Here is a 24,239-nt window from a genome sequence, read left to right as displayed (position 1 = left end):
AGGGGTTTAAAATGAACGATATGACACGAGTGGAGAGAACCGTGGACTCCAAAGACATCAAGATCAACGCCAAGCAGGTTCAGGTCTACTACGGTGAGACCCACGCCATTAAGGACGTGAGCGTCGATATCGAAGACAAGACTGTGACGGCTTTCATCGGTCCCTCTGGCTGCGGTAAATCCACCTTCTTGCGCTGTCTGAACCGGATGAACGACACAATCGACATTTGCCGGGTGCAGGGTGATATCCTGCTGGACGGTGAAGACATTTACGACAAGCGCGTCGATCCGGTACAGTTGCGTGCCAAGGTCGGCATGGTTTTTCAAAAACCGAACCCGTTCCCCAAATCGATCTATGACAACGTGGCTTACGGTCCGCGTATCCACGGCCTTGCCAAGAATAAGGCAGAACTGGATGAAATCGTAGAGAAATCTCTACGTCGTGGTGCGATCTGGGATGAGGTCAAGGACCGTCTGGATGCCCCCGGTACCGGCCTTTCTGGTGGTCAGCAACAGCGTCTTTGCATCGCGCGCGCCGTAGCCACCGAGCCTGAGGTGCTATTGATGGACGAACCCTGTTCGGCGCTCGACCCAATCGCAACCGCGCAGGTCGAGGAACTGATTGACGAACTGCGTTCACGCTATTCAGTGGTGATCGTAACCCATTCGATGCAACAGGCCGCGCGGGTCAGTCAGAAGACAGCGTTTTTCCATCTGGGGAACTTGGTTGAGTTCGGCGAAACCGGGCAGATCTTCACCAACCCCGAAGATCCCCGAACCGAAAGTTACATCACCGGCCGGATTGGCTGAGCACAGGATAACTGCAATGAGCGAACAACATATTGCATCCGCGTTCGACCGCGACCTTGAGGCCATCCAAGCACACATCATGAAGATGGGTGGACTGGTCGAAGCCGCCATTATGGGCGCGGCCCGGTCGCTGGAGACCCGCGACGAAGAACTGGCAAATGAAGTGCGTCAAGGCGACAAGGCCATCGACGCACTGGAAGAACTGATTGACGAAGAGACCGCGCGCCTGATTGCCTTGCGTGCACCGACGGCCAGCGATTTGCGGCTGGTGCTGTCCGTGCTGAAGGTTGCGACCAACCTTGAACGGATTGGAGATTACTCCAAGAACATCGCCAAGCGAACGACCGTTCTGGTGAATGCCGGCGAAATCAACGGCAGTGCCGCCGCTCTGCGCCGAATGGCGCGCGAGGTCGAGCGGATGCTGCGCGACGCGCTGGATGCCTATATCCAGCGTGATGCTGAGCTGGCGCAGGACGTGATCGAGCGGGATCTGGAAGTGGACCAGATGTACAACGGCCTGTTTCGCGAGTTCCTGACCTTCATGGCGGAGGATCCGCGCAACATCTCATCGTGCATGCACCTGCATTTCATCGCAAAAAATATCGAACGCATGGGCGATCACGTCACCGCCATTGCCGAGCAGGTCGTCTATCTCGTCACCGGCGAGAGACCCAGCGAAGCGCGCCCCAAAGCCGACAACACGTCGCAAACGATCTAGGAGATCTCAGTCATGTCCGCTGATCAACCGACGGTACTGGTTGTTGAGGATGAGTTGGCCCAAAGAGAGGTACTGGCCTATAATCTGGACGCCGAAGGGTTCCGGGTAATCCGTGCCGCTAATGGCGACGAAGCTTTGTTGCTGGTCGAAGAAGACCGCCCGGATATCATCGTTCTGGATTGGATGATGCCCAATCTCAGCGGTATCGAGGTCTGCCGCCGCCTGAAAACGCGGCCGGACACCCGATCAATTCCGATCATCATGCTGTCGGCGCGCTCAGAAGAGGTTGATAAAGTGCGCGGCCTTGAAACCGGTGCCGATGATTATGTGGTCAAGCCTTACTCGGTTGTCGAATTGATGGCACGTGTACGGACACAATTGCGCAGAGTCCGTCCAGCGACCGTTGGCATCCGGTTGGAGTTTGACGATATCATACTGGACTCTGAGACCCACAAGGTCAGCCGCGACAACAAGCTGTTAAAACTGGGCCCGACCGAGTTCCGGTTGCTGAGCACATTCATGGAAAAGCCCGGCCGGGTCTGGAGCCGCGAGCAGTTGCTTGACCGCGTATGGGGCCGCGATATCTACGTCGACACGCGTACTGTTGATGTTCATATCGGTCGTCTGCGCAAAGCGTTGACCCAACATGGCGGTGAAGATCCGGTGCGCACTGTGCGCGGGGCAGGATACGCGCTCGGCTAACGTGGCAGTGCTTCTTCGGTCTGGGCCTGAGAAGCAAGCCAGTGTCGAAACTCTCGCAATGATCCGTCATCCGATTTTTCGCGCGGCCAAACCAGATAATATGCCCCCATCGTCTCTATCGCGTCAGGGAAGGCTGCAACCAGCCTACCTGTCGCAAGGTCTTGTTCCACCAGATAGTTTGGCAACAGGGCAACACCCAGGCCGTGCAGCGCGGCTTGGTTGATCGTGTTGAACTGGTCGTGGACGGTGCCGGGCAGGGGATGCGGGTGCGTGACACCCATCTGTTGAAACCAGTCCTGCCAGGCGCGCGGTCGTGTCTGGATATGCAGCAGCGGCAGTTTTAGCAGATCGCGAGGTGAGGTCGGAGTGCCTTTGGGTAAAAGCTCGGGCGCGCAGACGGGCAAAACCCGCTCGACACTTAATAGCAAGCGATCAGTTCCGGGCCAATCAGGTTCCCCAAAATGTAAAGCCGCATCAAAGGGTTCCGAAGCAAAACTAAACGGTCGCAACCGCGTGGTCATGTTGATTGTGATATCCGGATTGCGGCGGGCGAAATCCGGCAGACGCGGTACCAGCCAGCGCATTCCGAATGTCGGCAGAATCGCCAGATTCAATGTCCCACCGACAGGGGAAATGTGCAGTTTCAGCGCCGCCTGCGCGATCTGAGACAAGGCTGGCCGAATTTCTTGTACATAGTCCTGTCCAGCCTTTGTCAGTGACAATCGCTTGCGATCACGGCTGACCAATTCTGCGTCCAAATGCGCTTCAAGCGTCTGCAGTTGCCGACTGACCGCGCTCTGCGTCAGTGCCATTTCATCCGCGACTGCCGAGGCTGATCCAAGGCGATCCAAAGCTTCAAGCGCGCGCAGCGCGGATATAGGCGGCAGGATAGGGCGCTTGGTGTCCATCTATGCGTTTTGATCATGAAACAATGCAAATGTCTCGCTGTTTTTTGAATATTTCTCAGATTATACTTGCCCAAACCCATTCAATTCGGAGAAGCAAAATGAACGCTCCAGATACAAATCCTGTCCTGCGCGCAAAAGATGCGCCTGACCTTGGACGTTTCAACTGGGACGACCCATTTCGCTTGTCGGACCAGTTGGAAGAGGATGAACGCCTGATTGCCGACAGCGCGCGCGCTTACGCCCAGGAGAAATTGCAGCCGCGTGTCACCAAGGCTTTTGCAAACGAAGAAACCGATCCCGAGATCTTTCGTGAAATGGGTGAAATGGGCCTGTTGGGCACGACAGTCCCCGAAGAATATGGTGGGATCGGTGCAAGCTACGTATCTTATGGACTTGTGGCGCGGGAAGTTGAACGGGTGGATTCCGGCTATCGCTCGATGATGTCGGTGCAAAGCTCGTTGGTGATGTACCCGATTTTCGCCTATGGCAGCGAAGAACAGCGTCGCAAATATCTGCCGAAACTGGCAAGCGGCGAATGGATTGGGTGTTTTGGCCTGACAGAGCCGGATGCGGGTTCGGACCCGGCGGCGATGAAGACCCGCGCCGAGAAGATTGATGGCGGGTATCGTCTGACCGGCAGCAAGATGTGGATTTCAAACGCACCGATCGCAGATGTCTATGTGGTCTGGGCCAAGTCAGATGCGCATGACGGCAAGATTCGTGGGTTCGTGCTGGATAAAGGCACCAAGGGCCTGAGCGCACCGAAGATCGAGAACAAGCTGAGCCTGCGTACTTCGATCACAGGTGAAATTGTCATGGATGGCGTTGAGGTGGACGAGGGCGCTTTGCTTCCACATGTTCAGGGTCTCAAGGGACCGTTCGGCTGCCTGAACCGCGCACGCTATGGTATCAGCTGGGGTGCGATGGGGGCCGCGGAATGCTGCTGGCACGCAGCGCGTCAATACGGCTTGGATCGTAAACAATTCAATCGACCACTTGCGCAGACCCAGTTGTTTCAACGCAAACTGGCAGAGATGCAGACCGAAATCTCTTTGGGACTGCAAGCAAGCTTGCGCGTCGGCCGTCTGATGGATCAGGCTGAAGCTGCGCCCGAGATGATCTCGATCATCAAACGTAACAATTGCGGCAAGGCATTGGACATTGCGCGGATGTCGCGTGACATGCACGGCGGCAACGGTATCTCACTTGAGTTCCAGGTGGTGCGTCACATGATCAATCTTGAGACAGTCAACACCTATGAGGGCACGCACGACGTTCATGCATTGATCCTGGGGCGGGCGCAAACCGGGCTACAGGCATTTTACTGAGATTGCATCTATTAATCGTATAATCGGTATTATGTAAAAAAATAGGAAGCGAGCCACGACTATAGAACACACATTGGTCGTGGCTTGCCAATATGTTACGCTGTGTTTGAGAAGTAAGACACGAGCTATGCAATGGTTCTGATTGGGAAGACCGTCGTCATCACTGGCGCTGCAAATGGCATAGGTAAAGGTCTTGCCAAGCGGTTCTCAGAAGAAGGTGCGCATGTAGTCTGCGCCGATATCGACCTTGCCGGCGCGCAGGCCGTGGCGGCGCAAATTGGCGGTGATGCACTCAGCTGTGATGTGTCCAAGGAAAGTGATATTCGAAATCTGATTGAGACTGTCGAGGATACGATCGCTCCGATTGATTTATTCTTTGCCAATGCGGGAATACTCACCCTAGGTGGATTTGAAGTGCCGAATGCTGAATGGGACCGCATCTGGCAGATCAACGTTATGTCTCATGTCTGGACCGCGCGGCACCTGATCCCAAGGATGGTTGCGCGTGATGGTGGTTATTTAATGATCACAGCTTCAGCGGCTGGATTGCTCAATCAACCCGGCGCAGCCCCTTATGGCGTAACCAAACATGCGGCTGTGGGTTTTGCTGAATGGGTTGCGATGACCTATGGCGACAAAGGTCTCAGGGTCTCAGTTCTGTGTCCACAGGCCGTTCGGTCGGAGATGATACGTGGACATGAGGATTCGGTCGCCGCGATTGACGGAATAATTGAACCTGATGAGGTCGCCCAAGCCTGTGTCGAGGCGCTGGCGGATGAACGTTTCTTGATTCTTCCGCATCCACAAGTGCTTGACTATATGCGTTTAAAAACAGAAGACTACGACCGATGGTTGGGTGGAATGATGAAGCTTAATCAAAGGTTTGCTGGCAGTTCTTAGCGCGGTTTCCGTCTTCTGAGCAGGCCTTCTTGCGCGACGGATGCAACTAATTCGCCATTCTGCGAGAAGATCGAACCCCGATTGAAGCTGCGCCCCTGCCCTGTCCACGGCGACTCCATCGAATACAGATGCCAGTTTTGAAACTGCACGGGTGCATGAAACCAGATGGCATGGTCCAGACTGGCCCCATCAATTTCACCAGTGAACCAGCTCAGCCCATGGGGCCGCATTCCGGAACTGAGCAAGCTCATATCCGAGGCATAGGCCAATAGAAGATGTTGTGTGACGGTGTCCGCGTGGTTCGCTGCGCCCATGCGAAACCAGACGTGGTTCTTGTCATCTGCCTTGGCGGGTGCAAACAGGTCCAGCGGATCAATTTCGCGCACTTCGATCGGGCGCTCGCGCAGCAATTCAGCTTTCAGCTTTTCGGGAACGCGATCCAGGTATTTTTCGCGCAATTCGTCACGCGATGGATGGTGCTCGGGCGCTTGAACGTCCGGAATCGGATGCTGATGTTCCCATCCGTCATCCTGCTTGTGAAACGAGGCCGACATGTTCAAAATTTGCTTGCCATGCTGGATCGCAACCACGCGGCGGGTTGTAAAAGAACCACCATCGCGCGCGCGATCCACTTGATATATAACCGGAATTGACGGATCGCCGGGCCTTATGAAATAGGCATGCAAGGAATGGCATAGACGATCCTCGACCGTCCTGTACGCTGCCGCAAGCGCTTGCGCGATCACCTGCCCGCCGAAGATACGCGTTGGTGTCTCGCCACCAGAACCGGTTCCGCGAAACAAATCGACCTCAAGCGGTTCGATATTCAGCAGATCAAGCAATATGCGTTCGGCTTCGGTCATTCGGGGCTCTCCGGCGTCTTGGCCTTTTCCGGTATCACTCAAACACCGATCATTCAACGAGCGCCGCGTGAACAAGCGCCTTTAACTCGGCTCGGGATGGATAAGAGCTGGATGGCGAGAGCTGTGTAAAAAACACTGTTGAAAGCGCGTTGACCGGATCGATCCAGAAATAGGTGGAGGCCATCCCGCCCCAGCCATAGTCGCCAACCGAGCTTGGGGCTCGGGTGCGCGCCGGGTTCAGTACCACCGCGCCTCCGATGCCAAAGCCTGTGCCTTCCATGGGTTGCTCTGCAAAGCTTTGTGGACCCATGGATGCAATATCGTCCGGTAAATGGTTGCGAAACATGAATTCTACAGTCTTCGGCCCGAGCAATCGCGCGCCATTTGCGGTTCCTTTGTTTCGCAACATCTCGGCGAACTTGCTGTAATCGTCGATGGTACTGATCAATCCGCCACCGCCAGAAAAGGTCGTTGCTGCCTCGAACGGCGACTCTCCGGGCTGATCCACCAACCGCAATGTTTCGCCACCGGACTTTGCCGCGTTCAACGCCATGGCATCACCCTCAAGCGGGGTGTAGAGCGAGGCAAATCGGTCCCCTGTCCCTTCAGGCACTGAAAACGCGGTTTCACTCATCCCAAGTGGTCGAAAGATGTGTTCGGTCAGAAACACGTCCAGCGGTTTGCCTGATACAACTTCTATCACGCGGCCAATCACGTCGATCCCGACCGAGTACTCCCAGCGACTGCCTGGCTGAAACGCCAGCGGTAACTCTGCCAGCACTTTGACCCGATCCGCCAGCAGACCCTGTTGCGGGGAAAAGATTAGATCAAACGCATCCATAGCCTCGGGTAACAGACCGGGATTGAACGGGTAGCTCAGCCCGCTGGTGTGCGTCAGCAATTGATGCAAGCTGGGTGTCGGCGCGTCCTCGGTCTGGTTCAACTGCGTTGCACCCGGGACCAAAGCTTGCATCGTTGCAAACTCTGGCAGGAAATCGGAAACCGGGGCATCTAGATGAAACAACCCTTGTTCCACCAACATCATCAAAGCAACGGACGTCACAGGCTTAGTCATCGAATAGATCCGAACCAGGCTGTCGCGCTGGAACGCGAGGTCGGTTTCAATGCAGCGGCGGCCACATGCGTGAAAGAATGCCTCTTGCCCGTTCTGGTGGATCAGAAGGGCGCTGCCTGCGTATTTCTTCTGCTCAACATATCTGTGCATCCATTGGCGGATGTGGGTCTGCGCGGTCGGATCAAATCCCATGAGGCAACTCCATCTTGAACAGGCCGATTTTGCCTTCGTAAGACCCTAGGCAACAGCGAATTCTGCCGATTTTTGCTGGATTTGTTGAAGTGCGCCGAGAATACTGCCTACGTTTTTTGCAGCGCAGATAATCCGTGTTGGGCGAAGACCGGCACATAGGCACCGAAAGCCTTAGCGCGTGCTGGGTCTGACGCGTTTCCATCCAAGGCCCGCTTGTAGACACCTTGCAGAATACCGGCCATCCGAAAGAAGTTAAAAGCAAGGTAGAAGCCAAAATTCTCAATCCCTGGCAGGCCGCGGCGTGCGCAATAATTGGCGATGAAGTCCTGATCGGACGGCAGCCCGAGGCTTAACCGATCCACGCCAGCCAGCCCCCGTCCCTCCTTGCCCGGTGGCAGTTGCCACTGCATGATGACGGCCGCCAGGTCGGCATATGGATGGCCGATGGTCGATAGCTCCCAATCCAGCACTCCGATGCAGGCGCTTCCATCCGCCTCGAACATCAGATTGTCGATGCGGTAATCCCCATGAACCAGTGTTCTTTGATTGTCATCCTCGGGGATCTGGCGCTCAAGCTCGGCGATCAGCTGATCCATCTCGGCGATTTTTTCGGTCTCAGAGGCGCGATATTGTTTGGTCCAGCGAGCAATTTGCCGTTCGAAATAGTTGCCTGGAGGTCCGAAATCCGAAAGACCCACCGCATCGATATCGACCATGTGCAGTTCGGCCAGTACGCGATTCATCTCTTTCAGCACACCCGTGCGCGTCGCATTGTTTTCGCCTTTCATGACAGGGTCGACAAATGTGCGCCCTTTCAGATGCTCCATCACGTAAAAGGCAGAGCCTATGACGCTGTCATCTTCACAAAGCAGATGTACTTGCGGGACGGGCACATTGCTACCAGCCAGCGCCGCTTGTACGCGAAATTCCCGATCCACTGCATGTGCGGATTTCAGCAATATGCCCGGCGGCTTGCGTCTCAGAACATAGGATTTGGCCGGCGTACGCAGCAGATAGGTTGGGTTCGACTGACCCACGGTGAATTTTGTAGCTTCAAGAGGGCCATGATAACCAACAAGATGCGTGTTTAGATAAGCGTCGACGGACTTGATATCCAAAGTGTTTTCAGTGTGTGTCATATATTCAGCCTGCGTATGAACCCACGGCTAAAGGGCATCGGCAAAGATATTGCCACCGGTCTGCACATTTATCCCGCCGGAGACAGGGATGACCGCGCCAGTGACATAGCTGCCTCCGCGACCGCATAGAAACAACATGCAACCAGCGATATCCTCGGCCTGGCCAACCCGGCCCAGTGGAACACCTTTGCCGACGCGCGCGCGCTTGGTTTCGTCTTCGGTGGCAAAGGCCGTCATGCGCGATACGAATGGTCCCGGGGCCAGCGCATTCACCGTGACTCTGTATGGTGCCAATTCTTTAGCCATGATTTTGGACAGGTGAATAACCGCCGCTTTGGACGCGGAATAGCTGTAGGCCCCGTCACCCATCGGGACCTCACCCATGACCGAACCTACATTGACGACCCGCGCAGGATCCTCGTCGGTTGCGGATTTCATCAGAAGTGGCAGCAATTTTTGGGTCAGATCAAATACGCCTGCGACATTAACCGACATGACTTTGTCCCAAGCGAAATGAGGGAACTGCCCCATCGGCGCGCCCCAAGACACACCTGCATTATTCATCAATATATCAATCGCTTGAGTGCGATTTTTGACTTCATCCACCAACGCATCTACACCCGCCTCACTGCTGATGTTGCCAGCAAACCCCTCGGCCGAGCCTGACGCGTCCAGAGCGTTCAACTCCGTTGCAACCTCCTCGCATGCCTCGCCTTTGCGAGAAGCGATCAGCACATGCGCCCCGGCACGTACCAACGCCTCGGCCGCCATTCGGCCGATACCGGTGGCACCCCCAGTTACCAGTGCCGTCTTTCCACTGAGCGAAAACAAAGTCTCGGGCGTCATGTGCACTCCATTCAGGCGATCTGGGATTCTGGCGTGAGGTCTTCTTGACAATACGTGCTGACAATCCAACGATTTCAAAACAGGTGAAGCAAGAGGCAATTGAAAAACATGCAGGCATTACTCAGCGTCACACCAAGCGGCCCCGAGAGTTTGGAACTGACCACCCTGCCCGATCCAACCCCTGAGTCAGATGAAATTGTAATGCGTATCCGCGCCGCCGGGGTGAACTTCCCTGATACGCTGATGATCCGGGACCTCTATCAGATAAAACCACCCCGCCCCTTTGCGCCAGGTGGTGAAATCGCCGGAGAAGTTGTCTCGGTCGGAGAAGGCGTCACAGACTTCGCGCCTGGTGATCGGGTTCTGGCGCTGACAGGGCACGGAGGGTTCGCCACGCATCTGAAGCTCAAACCAGCGACTGCCGTCAAGATACCCGACGTGATGCCGTTTGAAGATGCGGCTAGCTTTGTCTTCACCTACGGCACTTCATACCACGCCCTCAAGGACCGTGCGCTACTTAAGCCCGGCGAAAAAGTGCTTGTTCTGGGGGCCGCCGGTGGCGTTGGGTCTGCGGCGATTGAGCTAGCCAAAGCGATGGGGGCACATGTGATCGCGGCGGTCTCGTCTGAAGACAAAGCATTGTTTTGCAGAGATATTGGCGCAGACCAGACGCTGATCTATCCACGCGATCTGGACCGCGAAGCGCAAAAGGCCCTGTCCGCCGAGATAAAGGCACTGGCCCTGGGCGAAGGTGTGGATGTGGTCTACGACGCGGTCGGCGGAGACTACGCTGAGCCCGCCTTGCGAAGTATGGCGTGGGGCGGGCGTTATCTGGTTGTTGGCTTTCCTGCCGGCATCCCCAGCATTCCGCTGAACCTGACTTTGCTCAAGGGCTGTCAGATCGTCGGGGTGTTCTGGGGTGCGTCCGTACTTCGCGACCCGAAGGGGCACGCACAAAACCTGGCCGAGTTGTTCCGCCTATATGGATCGGGAAAGATTTCACCCCGTATCAGTGCACGATTTCCGCTAACCCAGGCGGCAGAGGCAATTGGCATGCTCGAACGGCGCGAGGCTCTCGGTAAAGTTGTGGTCACGATGGAAGATAATTGAATAGAGGATGGGATTGAGCCGATCCAGCAACCTGCATGCGTCAATGAAGCTCTACCCATAAGAGCGAAGGTCGCTGGACGGCCTTTAAATTCATGTTTATGAAAAAAGGAAGATGGGGACAGTTTGAATATGCACAATATCCTGGTTCTGAATGGTCCGAACCTGAATTTGCTTGGTACACGGCAACCCGAGGTCTACGGCGCAACGACGTTGCAGATGATCGAGGACCTGTGCGTTGCGCATGGTGAAACGCTGGGTCAAAACATAACCCATCTCCAATCCAATCACGAAGGCGCGCTGATTGATGCGATCCACGCGGCACGCGGCGTTCAGGATGGCATAGTACTGAATGCAGGCGCATTCACGCATACATCGATTGCGCTGATGGATGCGATATCTTCGGCCGAAGTACCCGTGGTTGAAGTTCATTTATCTAACATCCACGCGCGCGAGGCGTTTCGTCACAAATCGCATATCGCACCAGTCGCGATTGGACAGATCTGTGGTTTTGGCGCGCAAAGCTATGTTCTTGCACTGAACGCGATTGCCGCGCATCTGGCTGAGAGGGACACAGGATGACCCTCAAAGAGTATCTGAATTTTCTGAGCTACACGAAAACTCTGGAAGAGCTTTGGGATGCACATTGCCGCCAGATGGAAAAGTATGGCTTCGACCGGCTGTTGTATGGGTATACGCAATACCGAACGGCGACTTCGCTCGGCGATCCAGAAGACTTTGTAATCCTGACTAATCACTGCTCGGATTACTTGGAAGGGTTCCTTCAATCCGGCCTGTATTTTCACGCCCCCATGCTGAAATGGGCGCTGAACAACGAAGGCGCTGCAAGTTGGAGCATGATACAGGACATGATGTCCAGCGGGGTCATGTCGAACGAAGAGCTTCGGGTTTTCGAGTTCAATAAGTCGCGCGATATTACAGTAGGTTATACGGTCAGCTTCAATTCGGTATCGATGCGTTCCAAAGGGGCGATTTCGCTTGCGGCACGTAATCACAGCCAGGAGGAGATGGACGAGGTTTGGAACGAGCACGGCGACGACATCCTTCTGATGAACAATGTTGCCCATCTCAAAATCCTGACCTTGCCATATCATGCCCCGAACCGCGCGCTGACCAAACGACAGCGCGAAGCATTGCAATGGGTCGGCGACGGAAAGACCACGCAGGACATCGCGCTATTGATGGGTTTGACTTCGGCAACGGTGGAAAAACATCTGAGACTCGCGCGTGAGGCGCTTTCGGTTGAAACAACGGCACAGGCCGTGTTGAAGGCCGCGTTGCAGAATCAGATGTTTGTGATGGAAGCATGACCCTATTTTGATGCTAATTAGCATCAAATTGACCTAGGGTAAGGAATACATGACTTTCCGAATCTCCCGATAAAATTGCAAATTGATATTGTTCCGTGAGTGGTGGCTTTAGCCAGGGAACGTTTTGATCGGATCTTTGTTATACCAAAGCTCTCTGATCGCTCTGACACCGAGGCGTCTATTCGTCCACGTCTCTTTGTCAGGATTATTGAGGGGCCCTTCCATCCCCATCATGCAGGGCCCCTCAATTCACCAATCTTCGCAAGCATCGGTTTTCAGGCTTTTGACATGAAAAAAAACCCGGCTGCGCTATGCAACCGGGCTCGGTATTTGTTGCAGCCTCTAACCGAAGCTGCAAAAGATTTTAGCCTTGGGCTGCCTTTGCAACTTCGGCAGCAAAGTCTTCTTTTTCGACCACGATGCCTTCGCCTACTTCCATGCGGACAAAACCGGTGATGGTAGCACCTGCTTCTTTGGCAGCCGCTTCGACGGTCAGGTCAGGATTCACAACGAAGTCCTGGTTCAGAAGGGTCGCTTCGGCGACGAATTTCTTCATGCGACCGACGATCATCTTTTCGATCACCTGCTCGGGCTTGCCGGATTCGCGAGCGATGTCCATCTGGACCTGCTTCTCTTTCTCGACGACTTCCGGATCCATGTCCGCCTCGGACAGGGCCGCCGGGTTCACAGCTGCAATGTGCATTGCAACCTGCTTGCCGAAGCCTTCATCACCGCCGGAGAGAGCGACCAGAACGCCGATTTTGCCCATGCCGGTTGTCGCCGCGTTGTGAACGTAGGAAACGACGGTATCGCCCGACAGTTTCGACATGCGGCGGACCGACATGTTTTCACCAATGGTGGCGATCTTGTCGGTCAGGGTATCTGCAACAGACTTGCCGCCCAGATCAGCAGCCAGCAGCGCGTCGACGTCATCAACGCCTTCGGCTGCGTAGGTGATCTTGCCGACCATCTCTTGGAATTCGCTGTTTTTCGCAACGAAGTCGGTTTCCGAGTTCACTTCGACTGCAACACCGTTGCCGCCGTTGACGTGAACAGCAACCAGACCTTCCGCTGCAGTACGGCCCGATTTCTTGGCCGCCTTGGCCAGGCCTTTGGTGCGCAGCCAGTCAACGGCTTCGTCCATGTTGCCGCCGGTTTCGGTCAGCGCTTTTTTTGCGTCCATCATGCCTGCGCCGGTCGAGTCGCGCAGTTCTTTTACCATTGCTGCTGTGATTGCCATCTTTTGGCTCTCCTCAATTCAAACGGAATTGGGGCAGGTCTACCCTGCCCCATATGTCATTTACGTGACGGGCAGCTTACGCTTCGGCTTTGACTTCCGGTGCGGCTTCTTCCGCGGGTGCTTCTTCGGCAACCACTTCTTCAACCGGCGCCTCTTCGAACGCACCCAAGTCAACGCCAGCAGCACCCATCTGAGCGGTCATGCCGTCCAGAGCGGCGCGTGCGGCCAGATCACAGTACAGAGCGATTGCGCGTGCTGCGTCGTCGTTGCCGGGGATGATGTAGTCAACACCGTCGGGCGAGCAGTTGGTGTCGACAACAGCCACAACCGGGATACCCAGCTTGTTGGCTTCGGCGATCGCCAGTGCTTCTTTTTTGACGTCGATGACGAACAGCAGATCCGGAACGCCGCCCATTTCACGGATACCGCCCAGCGAAGCCTGCAGTTTGGCCTGATCACGTTCCATGCCCAGACGCTCTTTCTTGGTCAGGCCTTCGGCGCCAGCTTCCATGGCTTCGTCGATCTGGTTCAGACGGTTGATCGACTGGGAAACGGTTTTCCAGTTGGTCAGCGTGCCGCCCAGCCAGCGGTGGTTCATGTAGTACTGAGCCGACTTTTCAGCGGCGTCTGCGATCGGCTGAGCAGCCTGACGCTTGGTACCTACGAACAGAACGCGGCCACCTTTTGCGACGGTGTCACGAACAGCCTGCAGAGCCTGATCCAGCATCGGAACGGTCTGAGTCAGGTCCATGATGTGGATGCCATTGCGCGAGCCGTAGATGAACGGGCCCATGCGGGGATTCCAACGCTGTGTCTGGTGACCAAAGTGAACGCCAGCTTCTAGCAACTGACGCATGGTGAACTCGGGAAGAGCCATGCTTTACTTTCCTTTTCCGGTTTACGCCTCGGCGGGGGTGAAAGAAGCGGATGCTCCAACCGGCGGGCCAGATAAGGATGTCTCCCTCAAAAAGCCCAAACCCCGCCTGCGGGTTTGAATGGCGCGCGTATACGGCAGGTTTAGCATCAGCGCAAGGGCCAAATGCCCCTATTTTTCAAGCCGCGCCAGTGAATGCGCATGACGTACCGCGTCTTCGCAATGGGCTGCCAGAGCTTTGCGGTTTTCAAAGTCGCTAACCTTGGCTGGCACGTGGTAGATCAATTCCACGGTGCCTTGTCGGCGTGCCCCCAAAGTCTTAAGCAAATGCGGTCCGAAATCCATGTCGCCCCACCAGCCATAAAACCTATTGGGCTGACCTTGGGGAGCGTGAAAGATGACCGAAACCGGTTGAACATACATGAATTCCCGCAGCTCTTCAGTGAAGAACGCGGCAAAGAGTGTTGTTTTAAAGGGTAAAACTCGCTGTCCGTCGGTCGAGGTGCCTTCTGGAAAGAACAACAGCTTGTGCCCGGCTTTCAGACGTTCCTCGAAAATCCGGGTCTGCTCGCGGGCTTTCTTGCGATCACGTTCGATGAAGACCGTACCCGTCGCGCGTGCCAGCCAGCCGATGCCGGGCCATTTTGCAACTTCGGCTTTCGATACGAAATACACGCGCTTACGGGCATTCAGCGCAAAGATATCCAACCACGACGTATGGTTTGCAACCACAGCGCCGCGTTCCTGCATGAGCGCGCCAGAGGTGCGAAATCTGATCCCGAGAATTCGAAATGCACTGCGACAAACGAACTGAGAAATGAACGGTGTCACTGGCCGTTGAACGCCATAAAGCGGTCGTTCGATGAAACGTATCGCCAATAAGACGAACAGCCCCCCAAAAACCAGAAGGGCCAGCGGCAGACCGCGAAGTATCACCAGGACCCAACCTAAGAAACCAAGCTCAATTGGATCAGGAGCGTCTTCACTTTGCCACGATGGGTCGCTCACAGGGTTATGCTCCACCATAAATACGCCGCTGACGCTCATTCATGCGGGCTGTGTCAAGGATCAGACACACATCGGTTGTGTTGAAGGCATGATCGATAAATGCCCCCTCGCCCACGAATCCACCGAGGCGAAGGTAGGCCTTGATGAGAGACGGCACCTGAACCATCGCCGCGCGCCGATCCAGCGCGTCGGGTGCCAAAAGGTCCATTGATTGAAATACCTCTGGCTGGGCCCGAACCCGCAAATCCAGCGGGGCAAGATGGTTGTGATGCAGCATCGACAGCGGCTGCGCCAATTTGCTCACGTCGGTTCCGTGGAAACTCGCGACCCCGAACAAGACCTCAATATCACGCTCGGTGACGTATGCAGCTAGACCATTCCACAGATGATACATCGCCGTGCCACCACGATAATCCGGATGCACGCACGAGCGTCCAAGCTCCAACAGCTTGCGCCCGCTTTGTTTCAGGACGGTGAGATCGTATTCATCCTCAGAGTAGAATTGCCCCAGTTCGGCAGCTCGCTCACCAGGAAGCAGTCGATAGACTCCGATCACCTCTTCAGATGAATCGTCGATGGCGAGCATATGATCGAAGTATGGATCGAACCGATCCTTCTCGAGCCTCGCCTCATGATCCACCATCTCGCCGCCACCGCCCAATTCCTGAACAAACACGTCGTAGCGCAGTCGTTGGGCCGCCCGCAGTTCAACCTCGGTATTGGCCAATTTGACAGTGAATGAGGGGCCTTCGTCGGGCATCAAGAAAATTCCATCGATCGCTGTTGCGCGCTGATAACGCGATTGCTCGGCCAAAGGCAACAAGCCCGCGTTTTGCCCGAGTTGTTAACCTTTCCTAAACCAGTTTCACGGATCAAAGACCGGCATCAGGGCTATACGTGTCCCGTCGATCACCACTTTCCCCTGCTCGCGAAAGTTAACGGTGATCTTGCCTCCGATATTGGACTGCACTTGTCCAACGCCCCAATCGGGGAAATCGGGGTGGCGGACATACATGCCCGGTGCAAGAATGGCATTCAGATCTGTCATGTTGGGCTCCGGGTCCAATGGCAGGTGCAGCAGGAGGTACGCATGGGCGCGTCAGACGTCAACCTGGCCGAATTGATCGGCTCTCGGATCTGTCATGATCTGATTAGCCCCATTGGGGCAATTACCAACGGGCTTGAGCTGTTGGAGATGGTTGGCGCAGTCCAAGGCCCTGAAATGGAGCTGATTTCAGGCAGCGTTGGCAGTGCAGGCGCCCGCATCCGGTTTTTCCGCGTAGCCTTTGGATCAGCAAGCGATCAGCCATTGGGTCGCACCGAAGTGGTCGAGCTTCTTAAAGATGTGGAAAAGGCCGGGCGTCTGCGGATCAGTTGGAACCTGACCGAAACTGTCCCGCGCAATCAGGTTAAACTCGCGTTTCTGGCTGTGATGTGCTGTGAAAATGCGATGCCCTTCGGCGGCGAAGTGGAAATCGAAACTCAGGGCGACGCATGGACGGTGACTGGCGTTGCTGACAAGCTGAACCTCAATACGGGTCTGTGGAAAGGGATTGGCTCGGGGCGATTTACCGAAAAACTAAGCCCGGCGCAGGTTCAATTTGCCCTGCTGCCGGACACAGCCTCGACGATGGGGCGCAGGATCACGGTAGAAACGACCGCAACCCGGGTGACACTGCGGTTTTAGTGCCGAGTTGTCCCGTTTCCGCGCACCAGATACTTAAAACTGGTCAACTGAGCGGCACCGACAGGACCGCGCGCGTGCATCTTGCCGGTGGCGATACCAATCTCAGCGCCCATGCCAAACTCACCGCCATCCGCGAATTGGGTCGAGGCGTTATGCATCAGGATTGCGCTGTCAAGCCGTTCGAAGAAGTGCTCGGCGGCCACGGAATCCTCGGTCATGATACAATCGGTGTGGCTTGAGCCAAACTGCCGGATATGCGCAATCGCGGCGTCGATATCTGCGACGGGCCGTACAGCGATGATACTATCTAGGTACTCTTTGCCCCAGTCATCATCCGACGCAGGAATGGTGTTTTCATTGGCCAAAACGCCTTCGGCATGCACTTCAACACCCGCAGTTTGAAGAGCAGCGATCAGATCACGGCCCAGTGTTTCTGCAACGTCTTGATGGATCAGCAAGCATTCTGCCGCGCCACAGATACCGGTGCGCCGAGTTTTGGCGTTCAACACAACATCCAGCGTCTTCTGGGGATCGGCGGCTTTATCAACATAAATATGAACGATACCTTCGAGATGCGCAAAGACGGGCACGCGCGCCTCGCGTTGCACAAGACCGACCAATCCTTTGCCACCTCGGGGAACGATGACGTCGACATAATCAGTCATGGTCAAAAGCTCTTGCACCGCAGCCCGGTCGCGAGTCGGCACCAGTTGAATGGCGTCTTCGGGCAAGCTAGCAGCTGCTAGCCCCTCAACCAGACAGGCGTGGATCGCGGTTGACGAATGAAAGCTCTCAGACCCGCCGCGCAAGATCACGGCGTTCCCGGATTTCAGGCACAATGCACCCGCATCCGCCGTCACGTTGGGACGGCTTTCGTAGATCACGCCGATCACACCCAATGGCGTGCGCACACGCTGAATGTTGAGGCCCGAAGCCATGTCCCATTCGGCCAATACTTCACCCACAGGATCGGTCTGATCGGCGACGGTGCGCAGCCCGTCTACCATGCCCTGAACGCGTGCTTCATCCAGCATCAGGCGGTCCATCATCGCGGGGCTCAAACCCTTTTCTCGCCCGAACTCCAAATCCTTCTTGTTCGCTTCGATAATGTCGGCACGTTTGTGCCAAACGGCGTCTGCGGCTGCGATCAGCGCGGCGTGCTTGCGTTCGGCGGTGGCAAAAGCAAGCTCTTGCGAGGCTGCTTTGGCGCGCGCACCAAGGTCGGCCATCATTGCGGGAATGTTGTCGAAATCCTTCATCTCAAGCGCCTTTCGGTCTCAGTTTATCAAATCACGCCCTTACAGCGCCAGATCGTCCCGGTGGATCAGGGCCGCGCGGCCTGGATAGCCTAGCGTCGCCTCGATTTCAGACGATTTACGTCCTTTGATCGCATCCGCCTCTTGCGCGGTATAGCGACTTAGCCCCTGTGCCAGCCTCCGCGCCTGCGCATCCAGAACAGCGACGGGATCGCCGCGACCGAAATCACCCGTGACCTCGACAATGCCAGCGGGCAACAGGCTTTTGCCATTGGAAAGCGCCCTTGCCGCGCCGTCATCGATCACGATCTCTCCGCGCGGTTTCATCGCCGAAATCCAGCGTTTCCGGGCTGCATGCGGATCGAGCGTGGCCGTGAACCAAGTGCAGCTCGCTCCATTTTCAAGCGTTTTCAGTGGGTTCAGGGGTGATCCTTCAGTTATCGCCATATCGCAGCCAGCTGCGGTTGCCATCTTGGCAGCCAACAGCTTGGTCTTCATGCCGCCCTTTGACAGCCCCGATCCCGCGTCACCTGCCATGGCCTCGATCTCGGGCGTGATCTGTTTGATCACGTCATATCGGGTGGCTGTCGTGTCCTCGTTGGGATTGCCCGAATAGAACCCGTCGACATCTGAAAGCAGGATCAACTGATCCGCGCCGATGGTCACGGCGATTTGCGCTGCCAGCCGGTCATTGTCGCCATACCGGATCTCATCTGTGGCGACTGTATCGTTTTCGTTGACAATCGGAACAACACCCAGGCTCAGCAGCGTTTCCAACGTTGCACGGGAATTCAGATAACGCCGCCGATCCGCGCTGTCTTCCAACGTGACCAACACCTGAGCGGTTTTGATCTCATGCGGCGTCAACGCTTCTTCATACGCACGGGCAAGCCGGATTTGTCCAACCGCCGCAGCGGCCTGTGACTGTTCCAGCGGCAGATTCTGCATCGGCAGGCCAAGTACACCTCGACCCAACGCGATTGACCCGGACGAGACCAGAACAACAGCTGTCCCCTGCCCTTTCAGCCAAGCCACGTCCTGCGCCAGCGATTTCAGCCAATCCGACCTGAGCAATCCCGTATCCCGGTCGACCAACAAGGCCGATCCGATCTTGACCACCAGGCGGCGGGCATGGGTCAGGGTTGCCAAGGCGTGGCCTCCTCGGCGGGTTTCTGGCGCAGGCGGTTTTCATCGATCTGAGCTCGCAAGGACCGCAGCACCTCGGTCACGCCCAAATGCGCAACGCCTGACATGGTCATGACCGGGCCGCGAACGGCTTCTTCCAGTTCGGCCTTAATCAGTTCGCGTTCCTCATCGTCCAGAGCGTCGATCTTGTTCAATACGGTGATACGCGGCTTATCCGCCAGCTCTCCGCCATAAGCCTCAAGCTCGGTGATGATTGTGCGATAGTCTTCGACCACAGTTTCCGAGGTGCCGTCGACCAGATGCAAAAGCACAGCGCAGCGTTCCACGTGGCCCAGAAACCGGTCACCGATTCCACGCCCTTCATGCGCGCCTTCGATCAGTCCGGGGATGTCGGCAACGACGAACTCTACATTATCGACACCGACAACGCCCAGATTGGGGTGCAGCGTAGTAAACGGATAGTCGGCGATCTTGGGTCGCGCATTCGATGTTGCGGCCAGAAAGGTCGACTTGCCCGCGTTGGGCATGCCCAACAGACCCACATCCGCGATCAGCTTTAGCCGAAGCCAGATTGTGCGGTCGATCCCCGCCTGCCCCGGATTTGCACGGCGCGGGGCCTGATTGGTTGCCGATTTGAAATGCAGGTTGCCGAATCCGCCATTGCCGCCCTTGGCCAGCAAAAACCGTTGACCGACCTCAGTCAGGTCGCAGATCACGGTTTCTTCGTCTTCGTCCAGAATTTCGGTCCCAACTGGCACGCGCAAGATGATGTCATCGCCATCCTTGCCGGTACGCTGCTGACCGCGACCGGGCAGGCCGTTTTTGGCGAAGAAGTGCTGCTGATAGCGGAAGTCGATCAGGGTGTTCAGCCCGTCCACAACTTCGGCCCAAACCGAACCGCCTTTACCGCCGTCCCCGCCATCGGGTCCGCCGTATTCGATGTACTTTTCACGTCTAAAGCTGACGCAGCCGCCACCTCCGGCCCCGGACCGGATGTAGACCTTTGCAAGATCGAGAAATTTCATAGCTGTCCCCTACTGCAAAGGCCCCATCGGCCACAAGTCAGAGTTTCTTTGTATAGGTCCAGGTGGGCACATTCGCATCGCGCGACACCGAATAGGTTTCCGCATCGCCAAGATACTGGAACCCGCAATGGGTCAGAACCCGGGCCGAGGCCGGGTTGTCCTGGAACACGCTGGCAAACATGGTCGCGTTTTCCAGCGGATTGGCGTTGACCAGCGTTTCAACGGCCAGCGATGCAATGCCGGTGTTCCAATACACCGGGGCGACCCAATAGCCGACCTCGGACTGGTTGCGATCCAGCCGGGTCAATGAAATCAGTCCGATCAGCTCCGGGCCACCATCCTTTGTGGCATCCATTGCCCAGACATCCTCGTCCCGGTCTTCGGCCATCGCGCGCATCACAAACGCCTCAATCGAGCCAGGTGGCAATGGATGCGGGATCGATGTCGTCATGCGCGCCACACGCTCATCGCCTGCATAGTGCTCAATGAGACCCAAATCCGACCGACGCAGAGGGCGAAGGTCGAACCGCTCGGTTTCAATGACCGGCTGATTTATTATTGCCTCAATTTTCATGAGTGCGTTCCTCCTCCGAACAACACAAAAAGTACGGACGCAACTGTCAAACTGGCTAACGTCCACATCAGATATTTTTCCGCAGGCCGACCTTCAACCGCATGGGCGATCCGATCTCCGGCAAATGTCCAGATCGGGTGCAATACGATCTGGCAGATTAACAAACAGAGAGCGATCGTGAGGGTCGCCTCAAAACTGGGTGTTCCTGTTGCCACAAACCCGGTGAAGCCTGCGATAATCATTGCCCAAGCCTTAGGGTTAAGAGGATGCACTATTAACCCCGCCAGAAAACCGGGCACTTGCTTATCCGATTGACCTCGGGAAAGCCGCAGATTGGCAATTTTCCACGCGAGCCAGCAAATATATGCAGCAGAAGCATATTTGAGTGTCTCGAACACCAACGGCGCTTGATCGGCAACTTGCATCAGGCCAAATCCAACCGGCCAGATGATCAGCTGTTTTCCCAGAATGACCCCGCCCACAAAGGGCAGTGCCGACCGAAAGCCAAAACGCGCACCTGTACCCAGCAGGACCATATTGGCCGGTCCCGGCGTGCCGACCTGCGAAGCGGCAAAAATCAGGAAACTGGTGGTTGCGACTGTCATCGGTTCTGGTGATCACGACTGCGTTAAAACGAAAAAGGGACCGGCACTTTGTGCCGGTCCCCCATGAATTTTTCTTAAACCTTCTGGGTTTCGGCTTACTCTGCGGCCTCCGCCACTGGCAGGACCGAAATAAAGGTGCGGTTTTTAAGTCCCTTATGGAACTTCACGGCGCCATCGACAGTTGCAAAGATGGTATGGTCTTTGCCCATGCCTACGCCTTCGCCCGGCCAGAACTTGGTGCCGCGCTGACGTACGATGATGTTGCCTGCGATGGCGGCCTGGCCACCATACAGCTTCACGCCAAGGCGACGACCAGCTGAGTCGCGACCGTTACGGGAGGAACCGCCAGCTTTCTTATGTGCCATTCTCTCTCTCCTTAGCCCTGAGCCAGCTCTTTGGCTTGCTCAACCCATTCGGGTTTCACTTTGATGGTGTCGATAGCAGCAATCTGCTCGTCCGACAAGGCGGCCAGAGCGGCAAAGCTTTCGATACCGGCTTCAACCAGCTTTTTGGCAGCGGCAGGGCCGACACCGTTAAGGGCTGTCAGATCGTCGGCGGCAGCTGCTGCGGCGGGTGCCTCTGCTTTGGCTTCAGCTTTCTTGGCAGGCTTTTTCGCTACCGGAGCAGCTTCGCCAGCCGGTGCCGAACCGGTTGCAGCTTTGATGCCCGACTTGTCAGCGCCCGACGACAGGATGTCGGTGATTTTGACCAGAGTCAGTTTCTGACGGTGACCAACGGTACGCTTCGAGCTGTGCTTACGACGGCGCTTGACGAACTTGATGACCTTGTCACCTTTGATCTGTTCGATCACTTCGGCCTGTACGCCTGCGCCTTCAACGAAAGGTGCACCAACAACCGGTGCGTCGCCGCCCAGCATCAGAACATCGTTGAATTGAACTTTTTCACCTGCGTCGGCAGCCAGCTTTTCAACACGGAGCACATCGCCCGCCTGAACCTTGTACTGCTTGCCGCCAGTCTTGAGGACCGCAAACATGCGTCTTTCCTTTGTCTAACCGCGTTCTGTGGTCCCCGATTGGGTGTTACTGGCTTTCGCCACCTCGAACAGCGCGCCCTTTTCGGGCTGTGTGAATGACCTTTGGCACATGCCATCAGGTCAAAGAATAACGATACCCGGCGCGGAAAGCCGGCCGGGATGCGCGCTTATCGAAGCATTCATGAAGAAAGTCAACCAAAAATCCGCAGCTTTGAGATCCGAAAATCTGCGGCTCAGAGATCCGACGCTTTCATGGCTTGCGCGACGGATTGCCCAAGCTGGTAAGAGATGCCGTTTAGCATCTCATCAAAACCCATGAACAAGGCGGAATTCAAGGCCCGACCCGCATCGGTGCGGGAAAAGGCGATGTTCTCTCGCATCTGAGCCTCGTTCAACGGCTGATAGGCCAATAAAAGGAACGAGTACATCCATTCAGTTGTCTCAGCCCTGGTGTTCTCATGCTGAGATAGCAGTTCCTGCAACACGGATGCATCGTCAAACAGGGCGCTTTGCCCAGAGGCAAGTCCTTGGTAAAAACTATAATCAGCGCTGATGGTGCCTTGCACATTTTTCTCGATCAGGTCGTTGACTTGCACATATTCGTCTACAAGACGAAAAAACATGCCCTCGCGATCAGCCTGTTCGTAAGCGCTGCGTGCCATCTCTTCGATCGCGTCATCTGCAATGGCCCGGCGCGCCGAGTTTTCCAGAGAAACGATGCTTTGCCCCAGTTCGCTTTCAAAAAAGATCGAAGCTTGTTCTAGCTGCGCATCGGACATCACCTCGCCAACCGACAGCGAAAGTTGCTGGTGCATCGTGGTCGGATCGTACAGATCCTCAACTTGCGCCAAAAAATAGGCTCCTCCTGAGCTACCCAGCATCGACTCGTTGATTGCATGCCCTTGCGCCACGCCTTCTTCACTAAGAATTTTCATAAAATCCAAAATATGCATCGCATGCATCAGTCTTTCAGCACGCTCGCCTGCGGCCAGAGGCAGCGCCCAGATCGTCAAACAGAGTGCCGTAGCTAAAACTCGCATCAGATATCCTGCGCCGGGCGCAATTCGGCCATGCGGGCGGCCAATACTTCGAACCGCATCGCCATGATTTCATATTGGATCGCATTCAACAGCTCATAGACCTCCTGCATCAGAGGCTGTTCCAGAGCGTCAACATAGGCGTCGACATCCTCATCCGAGAAATCCTGGTAGGTGTAAGCCGCCCCTGCCAAAGCTGACAGTTGCAGAGATCGACGCAACTCACCTTCATTGCGTTGGATCATCGCGCGCAGTTCATCTCCGCTCAGTTGCATGTCGATAATGCCAGACGCACTTGCGGCCAGTAAAAACCGCACCTGAATCTCTTGCAGCGCGCGCAGCGAGGTTCCGCTGGCGTCCACCGCACGGTTCATGCGCTTCAGGCTTTCAACGCGCGATGAGCCTTCTTTTATCAACTTCGAGACGATTTCCTGCCCGGCCAGTTGTTTGGCATCATCATCGTCATCCATATGAGCGGCGTTTTCAGCAACGACCAGTCTTTGCCCCAACTCCGAGGCATAAAACGAGACCGCGTGGACCAGCGCCTCTTCGCTAAGCGTCTGTTCAAGGATAGAGACGGCCGTTTCGTGCATCAAAGCGGTATCAAACACCTCTTCGGTCAGACGCGCCCAATCCGATCCGAAGCCGTCAGGGTCGATACCCAGCATCTGCGGGGCCGAAGCAGAGGCCTGCGCTATGCTTTCCAAGGCAACGTCAAAACCTGTCGTGGTCAGAAACGCCTCAATCTGATCCTGACTGGCGGCCTGAGATGGCGAGGCCATGACACCAAGTGAGAAAATTGGAAGGATGAGGCTGATTGCGAACTGGCGTATAAAGTAAGTCATACATATCAGCCTAGGTGTTTTCTTACCTCT

28 protein-coding genes are annotated in these 24,239 nt (G+C 55.8%); 9 read left to right on the top strand and 19 right to left on the bottom strand.

Features of this window, described 5'->3' with window-relative positions; genetic code table 11:
* Nucleotides 1-11: 11 nt before the first annotated feature.
* From pstB to phoB, 3 genes are read left to right on the top strand one after another with little or no spacing between them, the layout of a single operon-like run.
* Complete coding sequence (gene pstB / locus ACR0AY_RS02680) at nt 12-809, top strand: phosphate ABC transporter ATP-binding protein PstB (RefSeq protein ID WP_170393064.1); 798 nt, start codon at nt 12-14, stop codon at nt 807-809.
* A gap of 16 nt (nt 810-825) precedes the next feature.
* Nucleotides 826-1,527 (top strand): phosphate signaling complex protein PhoU, encoded by a 702-nt coding sequence (gene phoU, locus ACR0AY_RS02675; protein WP_170393065.1) that lies wholly within the window; start codon nt 826-828, stop codon nt 1,525-1,527.
* A 12-nt stretch (nt 1,528-1,539) separates the two neighbouring features.
* Nucleotides 1,540-2,229 carry a phosphate regulon transcriptional regulator PhoB gene (gene phoB / locus ACR0AY_RS02670; protein WP_170393066.1) on the top strand — a complete coding sequence of 230 codons (690 nt, stop codon included), beginning with the start codon at nt 1,540-1,542 and terminating at the stop codon, nt 2,227-2,229.
* On the opposite strand, the gene ACR0AY_RS02665 is transcribed toward phoB, so the two are convergent.
* Complete coding sequence (locus ACR0AY_RS02665) at nt 2,226-3,137, bottom strand: LysR substrate-binding domain-containing protein (protein ID WP_170509885.1); 912 nt, start codon at nt 3,135-3,137, stop codon at nt 2,226-2,228. The genes phoB and ACR0AY_RS02665 overlap by 4 nt on opposite strands.
* A gap of 98 nt (nt 3,138-3,235) precedes the next feature.
* On the opposite strand from ACR0AY_RS02665, the gene ACR0AY_RS02660 reads away from it, so the two are divergent.
* The gene (locus ACR0AY_RS02660; protein WP_170509888.1) at nt 3,236-4,465 is read left to right on the top strand and encodes an acyl-CoA dehydrogenase; all 1,230 of its coding nucleotides are present in this window, start codon (nt 3,236-3,238) and stop codon (nt 4,463-4,465) included.
* A 132-nt stretch (nt 4,466-4,597) separates the two neighbouring features.
* Complete coding sequence (locus ACR0AY_RS02655; RefSeq protein ID WP_170509891.1) at nt 4,598-5,365, top strand: SDR family oxidoreductase; 768 nt, start codon at nt 4,598-4,600, stop codon at nt 5,363-5,365.
* On the opposite strand, the gene ACR0AY_RS02650 is transcribed toward ACR0AY_RS02655, so the two are convergent.
* From ACR0AY_RS02650 to ACR0AY_RS02635, 4 genes are all read right to left on the bottom strand, one after another.
* Entirely contained in the window at nt 5,362-6,228 is an 867-nt protein-coding gene (locus ACR0AY_RS02650) for an acyl-CoA thioesterase (protein WP_170509894.1), read from the bottom strand. The two genes, ACR0AY_RS02655 and ACR0AY_RS02650, sit on opposite strands and share 4 nt — an antisense overlap.
* A 49-nt stretch (nt 6,229-6,277) precedes the next feature.
* A complete protein-coding gene (locus tag ACR0AY_RS02645) occupies nt 6,278-7,495 on the bottom strand; it encodes a serine hydrolase domain-containing protein (protein ID WP_170509897.1) in 1,218 nt (405 codons plus the stop codon).
* 107 nt (nt 7,496-7,602) lie between these two features.
* The gene (locus tag ACR0AY_RS02640) at nt 7,603-8,634 is read right to left on the bottom strand and encodes a phosphotransferase family protein (protein WP_480453691.1); all 1,032 of its coding nucleotides are present in this window, start codon (nt 8,632-8,634) and stop codon (nt 7,603-7,605) included.
* Nucleotides 8,635-8,661: 27 nt separating this feature from the next.
* A complete protein-coding gene (locus ACR0AY_RS02635; RefSeq protein WP_170509903.1) occupies nt 8,662-9,480 on the bottom strand; it encodes an SDR family NAD(P)-dependent oxidoreductase in 819 nt (272 codons plus the stop codon).
* A 108-nt stretch (nt 9,481-9,588) separates the two neighbouring features.
* Between ACR0AY_RS02635 and ACR0AY_RS02630 the strand changes: the two genes are divergently transcribed.
* The 3 genes from ACR0AY_RS02630 to ACR0AY_RS02620 all read left to right on the top strand — a co-directional run bounded on the left by ACR0AY_RS02630 (nt 9,589) and on the right by ACR0AY_RS02620 (nt 11,918).
* Complete coding sequence (locus ACR0AY_RS02630) at nt 9,589-10,590, top strand: NADPH:quinone oxidoreductase family protein (RefSeq protein WP_170509906.1); 1,002 nt, start codon at nt 9,589-9,591, stop codon at nt 10,588-10,590.
* A 129-nt stretch (nt 10,591-10,719) separates the two neighbouring features.
* Nucleotides 10,720-11,169: a type II 3-dehydroquinate dehydratase gene (aroQ, locus tag ACR0AY_RS02625; protein ID WP_170509909.1), complete on the top strand. Its 450-nt coding sequence runs from the start codon at nt 10,720-10,722 to the stop codon at nt 11,167-11,169.
* Entirely contained in the window at nt 11,166-11,918 is a 753-nt protein-coding gene (locus ACR0AY_RS02620) for an autoinducer binding domain-containing protein (RefSeq protein ID WP_170393076.1), read from the top strand. Before aroQ ends, ACR0AY_RS02620 begins: the two co-directional genes overlap by 4 nt.
* Before the next feature lie 364 nt (nt 11,919-12,282).
* Here the strand turns inward: ACR0AY_RS02620 and tsf are convergent, their stop codons facing one another.
* From tsf to ACR0AY_RS02595, 5 genes are all read right to left on the bottom strand, one after another.
* A complete protein-coding gene (tsf, locus tag ACR0AY_RS02615) occupies nt 12,283-13,158 on the bottom strand; it encodes a translation elongation factor Ts (protein WP_170509912.1) in 876 nt (291 codons plus the stop codon).
* Between the two features lie 76 nt (nt 13,159-13,234).
* Nucleotides 13,235-14,035, bottom strand: coding sequence for a 30S ribosomal protein S2 (gene rpsB, locus ACR0AY_RS02610; protein ID WP_170637669.1), 801 nt, complete (start codon nt 14,033-14,035; stop codon nt 13,235-13,237).
* Nucleotides 14,036-14,203: 168 nt separating this feature from the next.
* Complete coding sequence (gene olsA, locus ACR0AY_RS02605) at nt 14,204-15,079, bottom strand: lyso-ornithine lipid O-acyltransferase (RefSeq protein WP_480453688.1); 876 nt, start codon at nt 15,077-15,079, stop codon at nt 14,204-14,206.
* Nucleotides 15,045-15,800, bottom strand: coding sequence for an L-ornithine N(alpha)-acyltransferase (gene olsB / locus ACR0AY_RS02600; protein ID WP_170509917.1), 756 nt, complete (start codon nt 15,798-15,800; stop codon nt 15,045-15,047). Before olsB ends, olsA begins: the two co-directional genes overlap by 35 nt.
* Nucleotides 15,801-15,905: 105 nt before the next feature.
* A complete protein-coding gene (locus ACR0AY_RS02595) occupies nt 15,906-16,088 on the bottom strand; it encodes a DUF3553 domain-containing protein (protein WP_010440107.1) in 183 nt (60 codons plus the stop codon).
* Nucleotides 16,089-16,130: 42 nt separating this feature from the next.
* Between ACR0AY_RS02595 and ACR0AY_RS02590 the strand changes: the two genes are divergently transcribed.
* Complete coding sequence (locus tag ACR0AY_RS02590; RefSeq protein WP_170509920.1) at nt 16,131-16,727, top strand: histidine phosphotransferase family protein; 597 nt, start codon at nt 16,131-16,133, stop codon at nt 16,725-16,727.
* Here ACR0AY_RS02590 and ACR0AY_RS02585 read toward each other — a convergent pair.
* The 9 genes from ACR0AY_RS02585 to ACR0AY_RS02545 form a co-directional block, all read right to left on the bottom strand.
* Nucleotides 16,724-17,986 carry a glutamate-5-semialdehyde dehydrogenase gene (locus tag ACR0AY_RS02585; protein WP_170509923.1) on the bottom strand — a complete coding sequence of 421 codons (1,263 nt, stop codon included), beginning with the start codon at nt 17,984-17,986 and terminating at the stop codon, nt 16,724-16,726. The genes ACR0AY_RS02590 and ACR0AY_RS02585 overlap by 4 nt on opposite strands.
* A gap of 39 nt (nt 17,987-18,025) precedes the next feature.
* A complete protein-coding gene (proB, locus tag ACR0AY_RS02580; protein WP_170509926.1) occupies nt 18,026-19,132 on the bottom strand; it encodes a glutamate 5-kinase in 1,107 nt (368 codons plus the stop codon).
* Complete coding sequence (gene obgE, locus ACR0AY_RS02575) at nt 19,120-20,154, bottom strand: GTPase ObgE (RefSeq protein ID WP_170509929.1); 1,035 nt, start codon at nt 20,152-20,154, stop codon at nt 19,120-19,122. The genes proB and obgE overlap by 13 nt, the downstream gene beginning before the upstream one ends.
* A gap of 37 nt (nt 20,155-20,191) precedes the next feature.
* Nucleotides 20,192-20,728: a GNAT family N-acetyltransferase gene (locus ACR0AY_RS02570; RefSeq protein WP_170509932.1), complete on the bottom strand. Its 537-nt coding sequence runs from the start codon at nt 20,726-20,728 to the stop codon at nt 20,192-20,194.
* Complete coding sequence (locus ACR0AY_RS02565; protein ID WP_170509934.1) at nt 20,725-21,333, bottom strand: LysE family translocator; 609 nt, start codon at nt 21,331-21,333, stop codon at nt 20,725-20,727. The genes ACR0AY_RS02570 and ACR0AY_RS02565 overlap by 4 nt, the downstream gene beginning before the upstream one ends.
* 95 nt (nt 21,334-21,428) lie before the next feature.
* Nucleotides 21,429-21,698, bottom strand: coding sequence for a 50S ribosomal protein L27 (gene rpmA, locus ACR0AY_RS02560; RefSeq protein ID WP_010440093.1), 270 nt, complete (start codon nt 21,696-21,698; stop codon nt 21,429-21,431).
* A gap of 11 nt (nt 21,699-21,709) precedes the next feature.
* Complete coding sequence (locus ACR0AY_RS02555; protein ID WP_170421606.1) at nt 21,710-22,327, bottom strand: 50S ribosomal protein L21; 618 nt, start codon at nt 22,325-22,327, stop codon at nt 21,710-21,712.
* A gap of 233 nt (nt 22,328-22,560) precedes the next feature.
* A complete protein-coding gene (locus ACR0AY_RS02550; RefSeq protein WP_170509936.1) occupies nt 22,561-23,367 on the bottom strand; it encodes a DUF2059 domain-containing protein in 807 nt (268 codons plus the stop codon).
* Nucleotides 23,367-24,209, bottom strand: a complete 843-nt coding sequence (locus ACR0AY_RS02545; RefSeq protein ID WP_170421599.1) for a DUF2059 domain-containing protein — start codon at nt 24,207-24,209, stop codon at nt 23,367-23,369. The genes ACR0AY_RS02550 and ACR0AY_RS02545 overlap by 1 nt, the downstream gene beginning before the upstream one ends.
* Nucleotides 24,210-24,239: the final 30 nt, after the last annotated feature.

Source organism: Ruegeria sp. A5, from assembly GCF_056543005.1.
This window is presented reverse-complemented; position numbering and strand designations above follow the sequence as displayed.